The sequence below is a fragment of the Flavobacterium sinopsychrotolerans genome (assembly GCF_900110375.1).
GTDB lineage: Bacteria > Bacteroidota > Bacteroidia > Flavobacteriales > Flavobacteriaceae > Flavobacterium > Flavobacterium sinopsychrotolerans.
Window position 1 is genome coordinate 36,048 of sequence record NZ_FODN01000004.1, and the last position, 17,728, is coordinate 53,775.

Below are 17,728 nucleotides of genomic sequence, written 5' to 3' on the forward strand. Positions count from 1 at the left end.
TTAAGAAACCGTCCACAAAAAAACAAAGCCCAAATCCGATGGCTATTTTCTTTTTTAGGAGCAGAATTTTCCGCTTTTTCATAACGAGTTGTCCCGCTGTCCGCAGTATCCACGCCCAAAAGCGTGGGATACTTGCTACCATCGGGGCTAGATTAGGAAGTTTTGTTTTTCAAAATTTCGAATAGTACAAGAGTAAACAATTCCTAAAACTCAATTTCGTTTATACTTTCTTTTTCTTTTTTACTAACTTTGAGAAAACTAAAAAAACCTATTAATGAAACCAACCTCAATTCTCTGTTTGTTCCTACTACTATTTGTTTCTCATACCAATTACGCACAAACCACAGTCGATGATCCCGAAATAAAAAAAATGGTTGCCGAAGTAAAATCGGAAAACATGGAAGCTACAGTTCGTAAACTCGTGTCTTTTGGAACCCGACATACATTAAGTGACACCAAAAGCAACACCCGCGGTATTGGAGCGGCACAACGCTGGGTAAAATCAGAATTTGATAAATATGCTTTGGCATCAAATGGAAGACTGACTTCTGTGATTGATTTTTTTACCATCAAAGCCGATGGAAGACGTATTGCAACTGACAGCCAATTGGGTAATGTAATGGCAACCTTAAAAGGAACTGATCCTACAGACAATCGTGTATTAATCATAAGCGGCCATTTAGATTCCCGTGCTTCAGATGTTATGGATGCCAAATCTGATGCACCAGGTGCAAACGACGATGCTTCTGGAGTTGCAGCGATGATGGAACTTGCCCGAATAATGAGCCAAAGAGAATTCCCTTTTACGCTGATTTTTGTGGCAGTTGTTGGTGAAGAACAAGGATTGTACGGAGCCAAACATTTAGCCGATGTTGCCAAAGATGGAAAATGGAACGTTATTGCGATGATTAATAATGATATGATTGGAAACAGTTTATCCAGCGGTACTTTATTACGAGACAATACTAAAGTTCGCGTTTTCAGTGAAACAATTCCATTCTTAGAAACGGAAGCAGAATCAAAAATGCGTAAATCGACCAATCGTGATAATGACAGTCCATCCAGACAATTAGCCCGATATGTCAAAACGGTTACCAATCAATATGTAGAGCAATTGGATATTAATTTAGTGTATCGCAACGACCGTTTCTTGCGTGGTGGCGATCACACTCCTTTTAGTCAAAATGGATTTACAGCGATTCGTTTTTGTGAAATGAACGAAAACTACGATCACCAACATCAAAGCGTTCGAAAAGAAAATAACATCCAATACGGTGATTTGGCTGAGTTTATGGACTTTGAATACATGAAGAAAGTAACATGTTCTAACTTGGCTACGTTCAGCAATTTGGCTTGGTCACCTAAAGCACCTACAAACGTAGGAATTGAAGTAAAGGATTTGACTAATTTCTCTACTTTAGTTTGGACCGCTCCTGATGGAAAGTCGGTTTATGGATATAACATTCTTATCAGAGAGACGTCATCACAGCATTGGGAAAAAACAATTTTTGTTAAAGACACAAAAGCTGAAATCCCATATTCTAAAGACAATTTTTTCTTCGCTGTTCAAGCTGTAGATGCATTAGGACATTCCAGTTTACCGATTTTCCCAATACCAATTCGTTAAAAAGCGTTCAATACTAAACAAAAAAGCGTTTGCCTCGGCAAACGCTTTTTTTTATGGGTATCATTTACAAATTAAGTATTAATTGTAAACACTTTCTTTTTTGAAGTGAACAGCCAGTAAATAATAAATTACCACTCTGTATTTATTCCTGTTAGAACGACCGTATTTTTCCATGACTGCATCTATTGCAGCATCTAATTCCGGTCCGTCACTAAGTCCTAATTTCTTGATTAGAAAATTGTTTTTTACCGTATCTAATTCGGCTTGTTGGGTTCCGGCAACCGTTGCAGAATCATCATTATAAATTGATGGACCACAACCAATAGTTACTTTTGTCAACAAATCCATATCTGGATTTACACCACATTTGTCTTTCAAATCGGCAGCATACTTTACAATTAATTCGTCTCTTGCACTCATAAATAAAAGTTTAATATTTGATTAATAGATTTTTATACACTCAAATTTAAACATTTAATCGTGCCTTTTAACGGACACCTGAAAATATTTAGACCAATTCTTTAAAATATTGCAGTAAAATGCTGTCATTTTCCAAAGTGGGTGTGAAAATTTCCAAAATACTTGGTTTTTCATTTTGAGCATATAAAGCGGTCAAACTTCTTGATAAACTAGCTTCATCGCTGGCAATACTATATTCAAAACCATACATTTTAGCCAAATGTTCCGCCGTTAAACAATGGGAAGTTTCAAAGAATGTATTAAAAACGGGACTTTCTTCATGACCTGGTAAAATTCTAAAAATTCCACCACCACCATTATTGATTAGAATAATCTTGAAGTTCTTTGGGATATAATTGTTCCACAACGCATTGCTGTCATATAAAAATCCAATATCTCCTGTTATAAAAACAGTTTGTTTATCATTGGCTACAGCCGCACCAATAGCCGTAGAAGTACTTCCGTCGATTCCGCTCGTACCACGATTGCAATACACTTCAATGGAAGGATGTACGTCTATTAATTGTGCATATCGAATCGCTGAACTATTGCTGATTTGCAATTGACTATTGGTTGGCAAACACTGCATCACTTTTTCAAAAACTTTAAAATCCGAAAAAGGAATTTTGTTTAAATAAATATCACTTTTTAGCTTTCGCAACGCTTTTACAGCATCTAATTGCTCGAAATAATTACTTTCTATTGATTTTGTAAGTGGCAAGAAAGTGTCGAAAAACACATTTGGATTTACTTCAAAATGTTTAGTCAAAGCGCCAAAAGTATCATACGCTCTCCAAGAATCAATATGCCAATGGTGTTTTGGTTTGTATTTTCTTAAAAAAGCCTTGATTCGTTTTGAAACGACCATTCCGCCAAAAGTGACTAAAATTTCCGGACGAAAATTTTCAAAATCTTCATTCGTAAATGGCGTAATTATCGTGTCTATATTATTGATAAAAGTATCGTGATGCACGTTAGAAGTTGTTTCGGTCAACACTACAACCGACTCATCTTTGGCGAAAGCCTCAATTATTTTTTCATTGATTGCATTCGGATCATTCAAGCCAACCAGAATCATTTTTTTGGTGGAATTGTTCCAAATCTTTGCATATTCTGTAACAACTTCAATGGAAATCGTCTGAGTAGCATTTGCGGAAGCGACTGTATTCACTTCGACCGAAAGCTCCGAAACAGTTTCGTATAAAGGTTCTTCAAAAGGCGCATTGATGTGAACAGGACCTTTTTGAGTGATAGCCATATTGATGGCTTCATTTATTTTTAAATCATTTTCGATTGAAACATCCTCATGCAGATTAGCATTGTAAAGCGAATGATTTTCGAAAACATTTTCTTGTCTAATCGTTTGTCCGTCGCCAATATCAATTTTACTTTGCGGTCTGTCTGCCGAAATCACAATCATAGGAATCTGGCTGTAAAATGCTTCTGCAAAAGCCGGATAATAGTTCAATAAAGCAGAACCGGAAGTACACACTAAAGCCACTGGTTGTTTGGTTTGTTGTGCGATTCCCAATGCAAAAAATGCAGCCGAACGCTCGTCAGCAATGCTGTAACATTGAAAAGCGGGATTGTTTACAAAACCAATTGTAAGCGGGGCATTTCGAGAACCCGGAGAAATAATTATAGTGGTGATTCCTTTGGCCAAACAAATTTCAATAATGCTTTGTGCTAAAGGTATTTTGGGGTAAATCATTGTTTTAGTTTCAAAGAAACAAAGATACAAAGATGTAAAGGTTTTTCTCTAATCTTAAATAGTTTTCTTAAATTTGAACGAAAATAAATTCTATATGGAAATCAAAATAAGACCGGCTGTTTTTACCGATTTAGATACAATATTGGAAATCATCAATCACCAAATACTGAACAGTACTTCGATTTATGATTATGAGCCACGAGATTTTGAAACCCATAAATTGTGGTTTGAAGACAAAATGGCTCATGACTTGCCTGTGATTGTTGCTGAAACTGAAAATGGAACGATTGGATACGCTACGTATGGCACTTTTCGTCATAAAATAGGCTACCGTTTTACAGTGGAACATTCGGTTTATGTTGCAGAAGAATTTTTAGGAAAAGGAGTTGGAAAATTATTATTGGCTGAACTTATCCAATTGGCAAAAAAACAAAAATACCACACTATGATTGGCGTTATTGACTCCGAAAACAAAGGAAGTATCGCTTTTCATAAAAAATATGGTTTTGAAACCGTTGGCGTTATTAAAGAATCAGGCTATAAATTTGATCGTTGGTTGAGTTCCGTTTTCATGCAACTGATTTTAGAATAATTGAATCTGTACTAGAATTTGGTTCGTTTTCTACTATGTTTGACTTTAAAAACTTTATGCCTTTAAGACTTGAGACTTTATAGTATATTTGCACAACTAAAAATTTCATGGACTATACCTTACTTTCATCGCCTTTACAGGGATTTACTGACTTTCGTTTTAGAAATGCCCAAAACAAAATTTTTGGAGGAATTGACACTTTTTACTCGCCTTACATTCGCTTAAACGGAAAAATGGTTATCAAACCGTCTTACGAACGCGACCTGCTTCCAGAGAATAATCTTGATTTAGAGGTAATTCCACAAGTGATAACAAACGATGCCGATGAATTTTTATTTGTGGCCAAATATGTTCGAGAATTGGGGTATAAAGAGTTAAACTGGAATTTAGGCTGTCCTTATCCTATGGTGACCAAGTCTGGTATGGGTTCCGGTCTAATCAGTAATCCCGAAAAAATCAACAATATCCTTCACAGAGCCCATACTGAATCTGACATTATTGTGTCTATGAAAATGCGTTTGGGGTATGAAAACAGCGAAGAAATTCTGGATGTTTTACCTATTTTAGACACCTATCCTATTAAGAATATTGCGATTCATGCGCGTATTGGAAAGCAACTGTATAAAGGTGGTGTAAACTTAGATGCCTTCCAGCATTGTGTTGATAATACCAAACATAAATTGTATTACAATGGTGATATAACCTCCGTTGCTAAATTTCATGAAATGCAGCAACGCTTTCCAACTATTGACCATTGGATGATTGGCCGAGGATTAATTTCGGATCCATTTTTACCCAGTATGATAAAAAATAATACTTCAGAATATCCTGCCAACAAAATTGAATTATTCAGTGCTTTTCATGATACTTTGTATGATATTTATAGCGAATCTCTTTCTGGTTCAACCCATATTTTATTGAAGATGTACCATTTATGGGAATATTTTTCAGCTACTTTTTCGAATCCGCATAAGATTTTGAAAAAAATAAAAAAAGCGCAAAGTATTCGGAATTACGAAGCTGCTGTAGCTGAAATTTTCAAAAACGAAAAATTCTAGCGGAAAAAATAAACCATTAAGAAATTAAGAAAAATTAAGCGCTGATTCTTAATATAACTTAATTTCTTAATGGTTCAAAGTTTAGAGAATATTCGACACTTACTTAAACCACAAAAAAAAGAGATTTTCATTTGACTGAAAATCTCTTTTAAAATATTTTACTTTATAAAGTTAGCTAGCTGATTATGCTTTGATCCAATTTAATACTTCCGGGTCAGTTACTAAGGTTCTTGGAGCAATTACTTTTTCTAACTCCCCTTTTTCGTTGATTAGGTATTTCTGAAAATTCCATTCTACAGTTGAATCTTGTAATCCATTTTTAGATTTCTGAGTCAAAAACTGGTAAATAGCCGCCATGTCATCTCCTTTTACGGAAACTTTATCCATCATTGGGAAAGTAACTCCGTAATTCATTTGGCAAAAAGTTGCAATCTCTTCATTAGTTCCTGGCTCTTGTGAAGCAAAGTTATTTGCCGGAAAACCTACAATTACTAATCCTTTGTCTTTGTATTCTTTATAAACTGCTTCAAGATCTTTGTATTGTGGTGTCAATCCACATTTTGAAGCGGTATTTACGATCATGATTTTTTTACCTTTCAAAGAAGCAAAATCAAAACTGTTTCCTGATAAATCTTCTACTTTGAACTGATAAATCGTTTCTTTAGCAACTAACGGTGTACTCATTTTATTTTCAGATTTTTGTGGTTGTGCCTGGTTTTGACAACTAAATAACATCAAAGCGCAAGTCGCTATGTATACAAGATTTTTCATAATTGAAATTTTTTATAAAATTAGATAAAAATTTGTTTTATCAAAGCATTTTTTATTTAAACAGTAGTTAAATAAAAAAGAAAACCTGACACTATGAAAATGCCAGGCTTCCAAACAAATAAACAACAAATCTTAATGTGGTATTTAAAACGTATAAGTAATTTTTCCTTTCATGAAGAAAGGCGTTCCTGGAGTAAAATGAATTTCTTCAACACTTTCAGGTTCATTTTGAAGCCTGGATTCAGTAGCAAATTGTGTTTCGTTCCATGCAGTATCAAAAATATTCTCTACTGCAATTCCAAAATTGATATTCTTATATTGATAATTAACATTTAAATCTGAAATAAAATAACCTTTGGCAACAATGGAATTATCTTCATTTGCCGGGCGGTTTTTTAAGTAACGATAGCGAATTCCTCCTGAGAAACCATTCACTTTTTGGAAACTTAATCCTCCAGTTGTAGTAAAATCTGGTGCTAGCGGAATGTAATCCTGACCTTTTGGTTCATCAATGCTTCTGGCGTATGTATAATTTGCATCCGCATCAAAATACAACCAGTCATTCAATTGGTAACGCAATCCAAGCTCTGCTCCCATACGTTTTGATTTTCCGCTTGGCTCAATAATTCCGGCATCTCCCACATAAACAAACTCCTGTTCCAAAAACAAATACCACAAAGCGGAATTCACGATTAATTTTGGAAATGGTTTCCAAATGGTACCAATATCCGTTCCTATAGCCGTTGGTAAAATTTGTTTCCCACTGTTTTGAACGACAACACGTGTATCATTCGAATGGAAACCCATTCCTGATTTTACAAAAAATTGCAAGTTGTTATTTTGCGAGTAAATGAAATTCAATTTTGGAGAAAACTTAACTTTAGATTCCGATTGTGTTTTGTAATTCTCCATCAATTTATCTTGATAATTGAACTTGAAATAATCCAATCGAATGGCCGGATTAATCATAAGTTTCCCAAAATTAAATTCGGAATTCACGTATGAAAACAAATTAGACTCATCAATATCACCTAATTTTATATTCTCAAGAACCGTTCTTCTGTTCAAAGTGTGTGAAAGCTCTGTGTCAGTTGTCGCATCGGCACGAAAACCAGCTCCAAATTGCAACAAAACATCTGTATCATTTATTTTCGTCTTCTTATTCAACTCCGCATTCATTCCATAAATATCGCGATTTTCTTTTTGTTTAATTTGGTCCCCATTAATTGGATCATCTAAAAAGAACGTAAAATTAGAGTATAATTCAAATTGGTAATTCGAATAAAAAGCATTCGCTTTCAAAAATGTATTTTCATCAATTGGTTTGCTCAAACTCGCATTAAAATTGGTTCGCGATGTATTTCCGCCTTCGGTATCATCAACAGCACCAAATCTTGAAATCGTTCCGTTATCGACCAAGCGTTGCGGTATTTGTCCGGAAGCGTCCCATTTGCTTGAAAAGCGAGAAGCCAAGATTGAAAACTTGCTATTGTCACTTAAAATAGCTGAATATTTCCCTAACAAGTTGATTCTGTTAAAATTTTGGGGAGAATCAAACGAACCATCTGTCAATATATATTCTGTGGCAATGTACGCACTTTGTGTTTTTTGGTTTCCCAAAAGATTAAAAAGTCCTACCGTTCTCAGCGTGTTGAATTGACCTACTTCGACACCAATACTGCTTTTTTCTATTTTATCTTTAGTTTGGAAAGCAACGTATCCTGCTGTAGCAAAATCCCCTTTGTTAGCATAATACGTTCCTTTTCCAAAATCTACTTTTTCTACCGTTTCCGGAATTACAAAATGCAGATCTGCATAACCCTGACCATGTGCGTGTGATACCATATTTACTGGCATTCCATCTACTGAAATGGCTATATCTGTTCCGTGGTCGATGTCAAATCCTCTCAAAAATATTTGCTCTGCTTTTCCTCCGCCGGCATGTTGCCCGATGAATAATCCAGGAACTTTTCTAAGAATTTCCTGAGACGAATTCACTGGGGTGGTTTGCAAATCTATTTTTGAAATAACATTCATCGCCGAAAGTTTTGGTTGGATTACTATCTCATTTAATCTAAATATATCATCTTCAAGAATGATTATATCATCCGAAGAAACAATAGTGTAATTTGACTTTTTATATCCTAAAGCCGTTATTTTGATAACATCTCCTAAAAGCGTTTTATCCAAACTGAACAACCCAAATTCATCAGTATGAGCATGGCTTTCAGAATTTGTATTCACCAAATAAGCATTTTCAACAGGATTACCATCACTATCCAACACTTTACCTTTTTGAATTTGGGCATAAGTTGACACTCCAAAAAGGATAATCAACACTAAAATAATATTTTTCATACGCTACAATTGATTTACCTTTTTCTCGAAATTAGGACCCAATTCATATAAACTGGATAGTAATTCCTCCTTAATAGGTTTAGTTTTGAGCGCTAAATTATTTGATTTGTAAATCATTGCCAAGTGGTACTGCACCTTTGGTTCAAAGGATTTTCCAACCACATGATTTTGAGCAATTTCTAATGCTTTTTTATTTTCGCCTACATTTAGATAAGCCCAAGCTAATAAATCGTAAGAATCAGCAGTGGGTCTGTGGTCTACTTCAATTTTAGCAATTTCTAATGCTTTTTGAGCGGTTTGTTTATCATCAGCATAAATCAAAGCATTGTATTTATTGTACATCGCACCATAATTATTTTTCTCCATCATAGAAAAATAAGCATTTCTGTTTTTTACTTCCACACTTTTATTACCTTCAAATTGAGCAATTTGAGATTTCAACAAATAAAAATCTGGTGTGTTATGAGTTGCTGCAATAGCATCAATAATTCTATTGGCCTCGTTTATATTTCTTTCTTTAGAAAAAACAATCCATGCAATTCCTTTTAAAGCATAGGAATAATTAGGATCTAGTGCTAATGTTTTTAAGTAACTGTCGTAAGATTCTTGTATTCTTCCAGCATGTCCATAAAAATCACCCAAATTAGAATAGGACCAGATTTTTAGCACTTTATTGTCTTCTTTTTCAGCAATATCTCTTGCCTTTTCCATGAAAGTTATCGCCGTTTCTAAATCGCCTTTATGATCGTTCCATTTTGCCAAGCGAATCAAATAATCAAAACTATTCATGTCTCTAATCGCATTCAGATTTTTAACCGCTTCCGGATAATTTCCCAATTCCATTTGAACGTCAAAAAGTAATTTTTGAGTTTCTTTTTTACCCTCGCCTATTGCTAATGCTTTATTGGCTAGTTCCAAAGCTTCCTTAAAACGATGTTGCGAAATATAATTTCTTGCCAATGATCGAACGGTTGAAACCCTTGAATAATTGTATGCTTCATTTGATTTAGTCAATAAATCTTCAGATTTATATAAGTTTTTGATATCTCCAGTATATTCAAAAAGTGTGTTATAGTTCGCCGCAAGTTGACTTAAATAACTGATTTGGTTTGGTGCAGCGTTATATTTTTTCTGCCAAAAATCAATTTCTTTATGAGCAAAAGACAACGATTTATTGTCTTTTAAACTCAAGTATTTAGAATAGTCTTCTTTGCTTGTAATTTCTTCTGATTTACTTTCACAACCTAATAAAAGTAGGGTTGTGAAAACAAAAAGGAAAGTTGTTTTTAAAGTTTTCATACTCTAATTATTTTGTTTGTTTGTTTGTTTGTTTGTTTGTTTGTTTGTTTGTTTTAATAAAAAAAACAGAGCGAATAGTGTTTTTTCAAACGCTCTGTTTTTTATAGAAATACTACCAAGCAGAAGCTAGGTAAGGGAAAGTTGTTCCAAATGCTTTGTCATTTGCATTCACATTATCTTTAGTCAATTGTGGATTAGTAGCACCAGTTGGTCCACCAAAAATCAATAATAATTCAACATCTATAACGTCATCTGCCAAAGCTCTTCCTGTCAAAACGTTAGTTCCGTCAAAGAAAGTTGTAGGTGCTGTTTTAGACACTCCTAATACATCTGTTGCTAAAAGACCTGTAAGTTGCGCGGCAGTTTGTCCTAAAGCATTGGTAGTATATGCAGGATTCAAAGCCAATAATCTGGATTGAAAAATAGGTTGGTATTTTGCTCCCATTGCCGATGGAATTGCAGCATTGAAGTCATCTTTAGGTTGTCCTGAAGCAACGAATACCGTATTAATTGCCGGTCTTGCCATTTGGTCTTGCTGAACAAAAGTTCCAGAAAAATCCAAGCTAGCTACTGGATCATTATTTGAATCGTCATTGTCACAATTTACTGAAACAACTGCAGCTACTAGTGCGATTGTTATAATTTTGAATTTATTTGTTTTACTCATGATGTTTAAATTTTAAGTTTTTCGAAATCGAAAATCTTCGATTCCATGTTTTTGCTTTTTTTAAATAAAATTAATTATTGTTTTTTCTTAGTTTCAGCCCAAACACCAACAGTACTTGATGAACCCAACATTGATTTTGGAACCTCAACAACTATAGACATTGCATTGGTACCAGCAAATGTGTCTGTACCCGGATTGTTAAATCCTGTAGCTGTTCCGCCAAGAATTGCTTTGAATTGACCTAAATCAAAAAAGAAAGGATCATCTCTTGGCCCTGCGAAAAATTTCATTCCGTTTTGTTCTGCAGTCAAAGCTGCTGTTCCATATTTAGAGATAGTAACACTTCCTGAGGCTGATGCAGTTTTAACGGTACTTGAAGTTCCAGTTGTTCCTGGAGCTACAGGTCCAAAGAAATACATCTTATCATCTTTCTTAATTGCCTGAATCACTAAATCTTCAACATTGTCACCATTATTGTCAATGTTTATCTCAACCATCACATTATCTTTGAATGTGGCAGCACCAGTAGCATTAGGACTTAACAATCCTTGAGTGTTTACTGCAAATACTAAATTACTTGTGTTTTGCCCTTGAAAAGCATAAACATCCGTAATATCTCCTGCGTCTCCTGACATTGTAGCCGGTGCATCAATGTGATCCGCTGCAACTAAAATTAAGCCCGAAACCGCCACTAGCGATAGACCTAAAAGCATTTTTGTTTTTTTCATTTTGTTTTAAATTAAAAGGTTATAAATGCATTTACGGGATTGTTTCCGATTTGGTTTTTTAAATCCTAAAAAAAAAATTAAAATAATATTTAACTAATTGATTTTAAACTTTTTAAATACTTAAAAAAAGTAAAATTATTTTTATTTTGATGTTGGTAACTATATATTATGTTATTTTTAATTAAGATTGTATAAGTTTGTAATTGTAAAATATAAGATATGAGTCAAGAAGAATTGTTAGTATTAATTTATAAGAAAGACGAAAGGGCATTTACACATTTATATGATATGTATTCCAAAAGTTTATTTTCGGTTATTAATGTTCTTGTAAAAAACAGAGAAGAAGCAGAAGATGTGCTTCAGGAAGTATTTGTAAAAATTTGGAAGAATATTGATTCTTACCACGAGAGTAAAGGAAGATTCTACACTTGGATTCTGAATATTGCCAGAAACACTTCTATTGATAAGCTGCGTTCCAAAAATTTTAATAACAGTCAAAAAAACCTTTCTACTGATAATTTCGTAAATCACTTTGAAGACAGTTCTAAACTATCAGACAAAGTGGATACTATAGGTTTGCAGGAATTTGTAAAAAGACTAAAACCAAAATGTATTCAAATAATTGATTTACTGTTTTTTAAAGGCTACACCCAACAGGAAGCTTCGGACGAATTGGCAATTCCTTTAGGAACGGTAAAAACGCAAAATAGAAATTGTATTAACGATCTAAGAAATTATTTGAAAGTATAATGGAAACAAAAGAATATATTGAATCAGGAATTCTGGAACTTTATGTTTATGGTTTACTAAGTGAACCCGAAAACGAAGAAGTTACAGCTATAGCAAAAAGTAACCCGGAAATAAATGCTGAAATTATAGCTATTGAAAAAGCGATTATTGCAATCTCATCAAGCTTTTCACCATTTCATTCGGTAGCTAATTTCGAAAAAATAAAAGAGAAATTAGAACTGAAACATGCCGAAGTCATTCAATTAGAACCTCGTAAAAACAGGTCTCAATACATTGGATGGGCAGCAGCTATCCTATTATTGGTTGGTATCGGTTACCAATATAATGAGCTGAATCAGACGTCAACTCAGGTTGCGAATACTGAAATTGAAAAAGCCAAATTAGAAAAAGAATTTAATGTCTTAAAATTAAAAAACACAGCTAATGAAACCAGTTTGGCAGTTGTAAGAGACACTAAAAACACGGTTGTAGCTCTTGGAGGACAGGCAGTTGCTCCAGAATCTTTTGCAAAAGTATATTGGAATCAAGATACTAAAGTAGTTTACATTGATGCTGCCGGTTTACCAGAACCACCTGAAGGAATGGTGTATCAGGTTTGGGCATTGAAATTAAGCCCGTTGACTCCTACCAGCATTGGTTTATTAGAAGACTTTGATGTAAATGAACAAAAATTATTTGCAGTGAATAATGCCAATGAAGCAGAAGCTTTTGGTATTACACTTGAGCCTAAAGGTGGAAGTTTAACTCCTACAATGGAACAATTATATACGCTAGGAAAAGTGTAAAAAACATATTCTCTTAGATACTAAAAAAGGTTCAACTGCAAAGTTGAACCTTTTTTAGTTTAAAAGTCTCTTATATTAATTAAGTCTTTTATATTTAAAAGTCACTCCACTAGTATCTTCGCTTAGATATTGAACGGCATAATAATTTCCACTATTTGTATGGTATATTCCAACGAAATCTGTTGGAGGTGTATCAACATTAATACAACTCAAATTTGGATCACCAATATAATCACAATAATAATAATTAGCTATATCTACTGATGTAAGATTATCAAAAGACTTATCATAGACCATTGCCATATCTGTATATTGATTATTCCACCACATTCTTGCACGTACTGTTCCCCCTCCTGCCGCAAATACAAGATCGTAATTTGAAGTTACAATATCAAAACAAGATCCACCACAAAGAGAACCTGCTTCCAAGTCAAAATATTCCTCAAATGGTATAGTTACTTGTGTAAAAAGAGTGATACTGGATGTTTTTGTTAATTTTATTTCTCCGTTTACACCTACTCCACTACTGGTACCAATAGCCCCATTTTTATTAACATAATTAGGTTTTATATTTGTTATTTCACCATTTTTGGTGACTACTGTAACGGCATTTACATTTAAATCAGCACTTATCGTATTGGATAAATGAGTAGCATCTGCATCCTGAGTAGCTGTTATTGTTGATACACCTGCAGCAACTATCGTAACTGTTGTACCACTAATTGTGGCAACATTGGTATCACTACTTACGTAAGAAAAAGCTCCGGTACTATCGGTATTAGGAGGGGTAATTGTAAATGAACCATCAAAATAATATTTGGTAATAGCATCAAAATTGGATAGCGTAGCCGTAGGTTGTACTATTTTATTAGTCATTATTTTTTTGTTTAGATTATCGTTAAAATAGATTGTTCCGTTTCTATCATTGTATAATTCATTACCAGTATATTCGCCATAGGAAACAATAATTCCCTCAGGTGTTATCGAATTAATTTGACTTTTACCGATGTTGGAATCATATGTAGCAAAGTATAAATTGCTCATTGCATCTATTGCAATACTTTGAGGATATACATTAGTTCCATAAATGTAAAGATTTGATACTATTCCTGTCGAGATCAACTTATTTATTTGATAGGTATTGTTATTTGAATCTTGGTTAACAAAGTATATATTGCCTAAATTGTCTATTTTTAGATTTTGAATATAATCATTTGTGCTATACAGTTCTGATACGCTACCATCAGCAGTAATTTTTTTAATTATCCTTGAATTAGTATTATTGTTGTTGAATACAAAATAGATATTACCAAAACTATCCACCATTAAATTTTGAAAATAACCATTATTATCGCTAGTTAAAACTGTTTCTGTTCCATCAGCAGCCATTTTTTTTAATTCCCTTAAATCACCCGAAGCACTATTTTGTATAAAGTATAAGTTACCTGAAGTATCCGTTGTCAAATTATCCAAATATCCTTGACTAACACTTAGAAGAACTGATGTGGCACCATTCGGAGTAATTTTCCTTATTTCACTTGAGTTAGTAATGTAATCATAATAAACAAAGTATAAATTATCGGAAGTATCTGCAGTCAAACTTTGGATATCAGCATTTATTGGAGTAAATAAGGTCGAAAGTACTTTTTCAGGAGTCAACTTGTTAATAGAAGAATTCCAATTGGGGTCATAACTAGTAAAGTATAAAGTATGATTGGTCGTTAAAACGAAATTAGAAGGGTAATTTAACGTTGCACCATAGTTGAAGTGGGTTATAAATGGGTAAGTAGTATCTTCACACCCATTATAAGAATAAACTCGAACACCCGGCAAGGTATTGGGACAGAGGTCTGAAAAATTAGAAATGCCATCAGCATCATCATCCAAAAAATTTAGATAAATGCTATTGTTTTGCTGAGAGGTTCCAGCGACATTAAATGAACCATCATAAATGGAATTAGTTGAAGGCTTTACGGTTATCATTTCCGCTCCAGAAATTTCACCTGAAAGCGCAATTCCCAAAGTATAAATATTTCCATTAGCACTAATACTAGTAGGTATCGAGGAGATTAGGGTGGCATTTCCGCCACTTATTCCTAATTCAAAATCACTCACTTCCAAGGTTCCACTTCCAGTATTTGTATTAAAAACGGGGCGCTTCATAGTTACAATTAAGGTACTTTCTGTTACGGAATGTGTTACAGCCGATATGAAGTTGTCTAAAGTATTGTTTATTATTACTGCTGGTGTTCCGGTATAACTAGTTCCATTATTTATAAAAATATTATTTATAATAGCTGTTTTACTATCATATTTAGAACTCCCTCCTGGATTGATAATAGTCCCCGTATTTCCTGTAAAAGTGTTTCCTTGAAAAAGTGTGTTGTTAGTTCCTAAAGTACCTTCTCCAAAAGAAGGAGTATCGCCTATCCAACTTGAAAAAGAAAATAATGTCCCTCCTGTATTATTGGTAAAAGTAGAATTCAGAACTTGATATCTATTTACACCTCTAAAATAACCAATTTGTTGGGTATTAGCTGTAAAAACACAATTATCAATTTTCACATATCTTTCAGTGTAAAAAATAATTCCTGTATTAGCATCAAAAGTTGAACCGGTAACTGTTATTCGATTCGTATAGTCTGTTTCTATGTCAGATGTTATATTTGGTGCAGAACCATAATCGCTACCAAACAATGTACCACTATTATTAGCAAAAGTCGAATTGGAGATGGTTATTGACGAATTACTATTTGTGTAAAAAGCATAATTGCGTGCATTACTTGTAACATTTATCGAAGATGCCACTACTGATGAATAACTATTATCAGCTCTAAAAATTGAACCATTATAGGATGCATTATTGCTAAATGTAATTCCGGACAGGGTTAAAACGGAACCCCCAACCACATTAAACATACTGTATTGCGTATTTCCAGAAACAATCAAATTTGAAACTCCAGGTCCAATGATAGTCAGATTACTTGTAATAGTAGGCAAGTTAGATGTCAATGTTAATGTGCCTGAGAAACCTATTGTGAAATCAATTTCGTTAATATTATTATCTAAATTAGCTGCGGTAATAGCCCATCGCAAAGTTCCTACACTACCATCATCCAGCAAACTCGTTACAGTTACACCCTGAGAATAAACACTTGTTATAAAAAACAGTGCTATTAGTGAATTTAAAATTTTAGATACCCGTTTACTGCTCATATTTTCCAATTATTTTTATTAAATTCTATAATTTCTAATACTTATTTTTTAATAAGAATAATCAAATTGAATTCTATCATTTATTGATAAGGAATACGAACCATTATTAGAGGGAATATAAGTTAATATAGTTCCAGTCCAGCTATATGCTGAGTTACTAATCCGAATACCATTTACATACATTTTCACTTTACTATTAGGTGATGGAGTTTGAGATAAAGAAAAAGTCACTACAGATTCAGTTAAATTAAATTCATCGGCAATTTCCATTACTACAGCTGCTCCTGTTGAAACACTTCCATTCGCCATCAAATACTGTAAAGCGGTACCACTTGCTATTTTGTATCCAGAAGCCGTAATTACCGCACTTGTATTTACATTGGTTACAGCAGTGTAAGAACCACTTCCGTCAGAACCTAATTGAATCGTATTAGATGCAGTAACAATGGCATTAGCACCAATGGCAACCGAATTTGTAATACCGTCAAAACTTACATCTGCACGATTACCAATTACAGTATTTGAATTTTCATTAAACTTACCTCTTCCTACCGTAACTCCATTAATATTAGCATCTGATGTAAAACTTTTAATTCCTGCTATAGTTTGATTTGATGATAGGTTAACAAAATTAGTATTTGCATTTTCACTCATTGTGGCAACAGCATTTGTAACAAAATTCGTTGTAGCGATTTGTGTTGTAGCGCTTCCAAATGTAGGATTGGGAGCTAGAGGTGTTCCTGTAAATGTTGGGGAAGCCAAAGGCGCTTTTAAATCTAAGCCCGTTGTTAGTATTTCATCAGCGGCAGCTCTTGCGATTGCTTCAGCCGTAATGCCATCTGCATTAGCTACTTCTGCTATTCCTGCTCTTGTCACTTCAGCAGCAATGGCTGTAGCATTTGCTAACTCTGCCGCTCTTGCCGTTACCGCTTCTACTGTCAAAGTATTGGTCAAAACTGTCTCAGCTGTAGTAGCACGAGTTATTTCTGCAGCTAATAAGCTGGCAGCATAAGTTGTTGCAGCATCAATATAGGTTTTTACCGATTTTACTGTTGGATATTTCACATTCGAAGCTTCATCAGTAGTAATACTAATGCTTTTATTGGACAAATTTTCTTTTAAATTAAGTTCGAATTGTGCAGCAGTACTAACTGGCTTATCCAGATCAGTCGTATTATTAACATTTTCTAAACCTAAGTTAGTCTTTGCCCCAGCAACTGTAAGGGCATTTGTACCTCCATTTTCAATAGATACCACTCCGGTAACATTTTCAGCATTTTTAGCAAAAAATGCGAAAGGAACCGAATTAAATGGCTGATTGCTTATTTCAGTAAATGAGCTGCAATTGCCATTGGTATTAATAGCCACTATCAATTTTTTACTGATAGCATTCCATGCGATTTCCTGAAAAGAGGGAGCATACCCGCCTGTTTGTGATCCTGATCCAATAATTAGATTGACCATTCCAAATTCATCCGTTTTAGTTTGAATCACTTCCTGATATTCTACATTAGAATATTCGTCAACAAATTTAAACAACATACAAATGTCTTTACTGACTAAAAAAGCATTTGGATTATTTACTCCAGGCAATTGTTGTCCCTGTGGATTCAAAATTACAGCCTGATAAGTTATACCATTAGTTTGCGCAAAATTTTTGGCACCAATAAAAAGGAAAATAAGTAGAATTATTTTTTTCATAATTAA

General features: G+C 34.0%; 14 protein-coding genes. 5 read left to right on the forward strand and 9 right to left on the reverse strand.

Annotated elements, in window-relative coordinates:
- Positions 1 to 274 precede the first annotated feature (274 nt).
- Positions 275 to 1,627 carry a M28 family metallopeptidase gene (locus BMX64_RS08670; protein ID WP_091170335.1) on the forward strand — a complete coding sequence of 451 codons (1,353 nt, stop codon included), beginning with the start codon at positions 275 to 277 and terminating at the stop codon, positions 1,625 to 1,627.
- Between the two features lie 78 nt (positions 1,628 to 1,705).
- Here BMX64_RS08670 and BMX64_RS08675 read toward each other — a convergent pair whose 3' ends face one another.
- Both BMX64_RS08675 and menD read right to left on the reverse strand, forming a co-directional pair.
- On the reverse strand, positions 1,706 to 2,047 hold the full coding sequence (locus tag BMX64_RS08675; RefSeq protein WP_091170339.1) for a DUF2853 family protein: 342 nt from the start codon (positions 2,045 to 2,047) through the stop codon (positions 1,706 to 1,708).
- Between the two features lie 88 nt (positions 2,048 to 2,135).
- Complete coding sequence (gene menD, locus BMX64_RS08680) at positions 2,136 to 3,797, reverse strand: 2-succinyl-5-enolpyruvyl-6-hydroxy-3-cyclohexene-1-carboxylic-acid synthase (RefSeq protein ID WP_091170342.1); 1,662 nt, start codon at positions 3,795 to 3,797, stop codon at positions 2,136 to 2,138.
- 94 nt (positions 3,798 to 3,891) lie between these two features.
- Here menD and BMX64_RS08685 point away from each other — a divergent pair, with 94 nt between their 5' ends.
- Together BMX64_RS08685 and BMX64_RS08690 are read left to right on the forward strand one after the other, a co-directional pair.
- Positions 3,892 to 4,389: a GNAT family N-acetyltransferase gene (locus tag BMX64_RS08685; RefSeq protein ID WP_091170345.1), complete on the forward strand. Its 498-nt coding sequence runs from the start codon at positions 3,892 to 3,894 to the stop codon at positions 4,387 to 4,389.
- Positions 4,390 to 4,496: 107 nt separating this feature from the next.
- On the forward strand, positions 4,497 to 5,447 hold the full coding sequence (locus BMX64_RS08690; protein ID WP_091170347.1) for a tRNA dihydrouridine synthase: 951 nt from the start codon (positions 4,497 to 4,499) through the stop codon (positions 5,445 to 5,447).
- Positions 5,448 to 5,630: 183 nt separating this feature from the next.
- On the opposite strand, the gene BMX64_RS08695 is transcribed toward BMX64_RS08690, so the two are convergent.
- The 5 genes from BMX64_RS08695 to BMX64_RS08715 all read right to left on the reverse strand — a co-directional run bounded on the left by BMX64_RS08695 (position 5,631) and on the right by BMX64_RS08715 (position 11,270).
- Positions 5,631 to 6,131, reverse strand: a complete 501-nt coding sequence (locus tag BMX64_RS08695; RefSeq protein ID WP_396180373.1) for a glutathione peroxidase — start codon at positions 6,129 to 6,131, stop codon at positions 5,631 to 5,633.
- Between the two features lie 231 nt (positions 6,132 to 6,362).
- Positions 6,363 to 8,576: a TonB-dependent receptor gene (locus tag BMX64_RS08700; RefSeq protein ID WP_091170355.1), complete on the reverse strand. Its 2,214-nt coding sequence runs from the start codon at positions 8,574 to 8,576 to the stop codon at positions 6,363 to 6,365.
- 3 nt (positions 8,577 to 8,579) lie between these two features.
- Positions 8,580 to 9,875 (reverse strand): tetratricopeptide repeat protein, encoded by a 1,296-nt coding sequence (locus BMX64_RS08705; RefSeq protein WP_091170358.1) that lies wholly within the window; start codon positions 9,873 to 9,875, stop codon positions 8,580 to 8,582.
- Between the two features lie 112 nt (positions 9,876 to 9,987).
- Positions 9,988 to 10,542: a DUF4331 family protein gene (locus BMX64_RS08710; protein WP_091170361.1), complete on the reverse strand. Its 555-nt coding sequence runs from the start codon at positions 10,540 to 10,542 to the stop codon at positions 9,988 to 9,990.
- A 74-nt stretch (positions 10,543 to 10,616) separates the two neighbouring features.
- A complete protein-coding gene (locus BMX64_RS08715; protein ID WP_091170365.1) occupies positions 10,617 to 11,270 on the reverse strand; it encodes a DUF4331 family protein in 654 nt (217 codons plus the stop codon).
- A 219-nt stretch (positions 11,271 to 11,489) separates the two neighbouring features.
- On the opposite strand from BMX64_RS08715, the gene BMX64_RS08720 reads away from it, so the two are divergent.
- Both BMX64_RS08720 and BMX64_RS08725 read left to right on the forward strand, forming a co-directional pair.
- A complete protein-coding gene (locus BMX64_RS08720; RefSeq protein WP_091170368.1) occupies positions 11,490 to 12,020 on the forward strand; it encodes an RNA polymerase sigma factor in 531 nt (176 codons plus the stop codon).
- The gene (locus tag BMX64_RS08725; protein WP_091170372.1) at positions 12,020 to 12,805 is read left to right on the forward strand and encodes an anti-sigma factor; all 786 of its coding nucleotides are present in this window, start codon (positions 12,020 to 12,022) and stop codon (positions 12,803 to 12,805) included. The genes BMX64_RS08720 and BMX64_RS08725 overlap by 1 nt, the downstream gene beginning before the upstream one ends.
- 75 nt (positions 12,806 to 12,880) lie before the next feature.
- Here BMX64_RS08725 and BMX64_RS08730 read toward each other — a convergent pair whose 3' ends face one another.
- Together BMX64_RS08730 and BMX64_RS08735 are read right to left on the reverse strand one after the other, a co-directional pair.
- On the reverse strand, positions 12,881 to 16,021 hold the full coding sequence (locus tag BMX64_RS08730) for an NHL repeat-containing protein (protein ID WP_091170375.1): 3,141 nt from the start codon (positions 16,019 to 16,021) through the stop codon (positions 12,881 to 12,883).
- A 48-nt stretch (positions 16,022 to 16,069) separates the two neighbouring features.
- Positions 16,070 to 17,722 carry a hypothetical protein gene (locus BMX64_RS08735; RefSeq protein WP_091170380.1) on the reverse strand — a complete coding sequence of 551 codons (1,653 nt, stop codon included), beginning with the start codon at positions 17,720 to 17,722 and terminating at the stop codon, positions 16,070 to 16,072.
- Between the last annotated feature and the right edge of the window lie 6 nt (positions 17,723 to 17,728).

What these genes read in the sequence shown, in the direction of transcription:
- BMX64_RS08670 (WP_091170335.1), top strand. Translation starts at nt 275, where the DNA reads ATGAAACCAACCTCAATTCTCTGTTTGTTCCTACTACTATTTGTTTCT.
- BMX64_RS08675 (WP_091170339.1), bottom strand. Translation starts at nt 2,047, where the DNA reads ATGAGTGCAAGAGACGAATTAATTGTAAAGTATGCTGCCGATTTGAAA.
- menD (WP_091170342.1), bottom strand. Translation starts at nt 3,797, where the DNA reads ATGATTTACCCCAAAATACCTTTAGCACAAAGCATTATTGAAATTTGT.
- BMX64_RS08685 (WP_091170345.1), top strand. Translation starts at nt 3,892, where the DNA reads ATGGAAATCAAAATAAGACCGGCTGTTTTTACCGATTTAGATACAATA.
- BMX64_RS08690 (WP_091170347.1), top strand. Translation starts at nt 4,497, where the DNA reads ATGGACTATACCTTACTTTCATCGCCTTTACAGGGATTTACTGACTTT.
- BMX64_RS08695 (WP_396180373.1), bottom strand. Translation starts at nt 6,131, where the DNA reads ATGAGTACACCGTTAGTTGCTAAAGAAACGATTTATCAGTTCAAAGTA.
- BMX64_RS08700 (WP_091170355.1), bottom strand. Translation starts at nt 8,576, where the DNA reads ATGAAAAATATTATTTTAGTGTTGATTATCCTTTTTGGAGTGTCAACT.
- BMX64_RS08705 (WP_091170358.1), bottom strand. Translation starts at nt 9,875, where the DNA reads ATGAAAACTTTAAAAACAACTTTCCTTTTTGTTTTCACAACCCTACTT.
- BMX64_RS08710 (WP_091170361.1), bottom strand. Translation starts at nt 10,542, where the DNA reads ATGAGTAAAACAAATAAATTCAAAATTATAACAATCGCACTAGTAGCT.
- BMX64_RS08715 (WP_091170365.1), bottom strand. Translation starts at nt 11,270, where the DNA reads ATGAAAAAAACAAAAATGCTTTTAGGTCTATCGCTAGTGGCGGTTTCG.
- BMX64_RS08720 (WP_091170368.1), top strand. Translation starts at nt 11,490, where the DNA reads ATGAGTCAAGAAGAATTGTTAGTATTAATTTATAAGAAAGACGAAAGG.
- BMX64_RS08725 (WP_091170372.1), top strand. Translation starts at nt 12,020, where the DNA reads ATGGAAACAAAAGAATATATTGAATCAGGAATTCTGGAACTTTATGTT.
- BMX64_RS08730 (WP_091170375.1), bottom strand. Translation starts at nt 16,021, where the DNA reads ATGAGCAGTAAACGGGTATCTAAAATTTTAAATTCACTAATAGCACTG.
- BMX64_RS08735 (WP_091170380.1), bottom strand. Translation starts at nt 17,722, where the DNA reads ATGAAAAAAATAATTCTACTTATTTTCCTTTTTATTGGTGCCAAAAAT.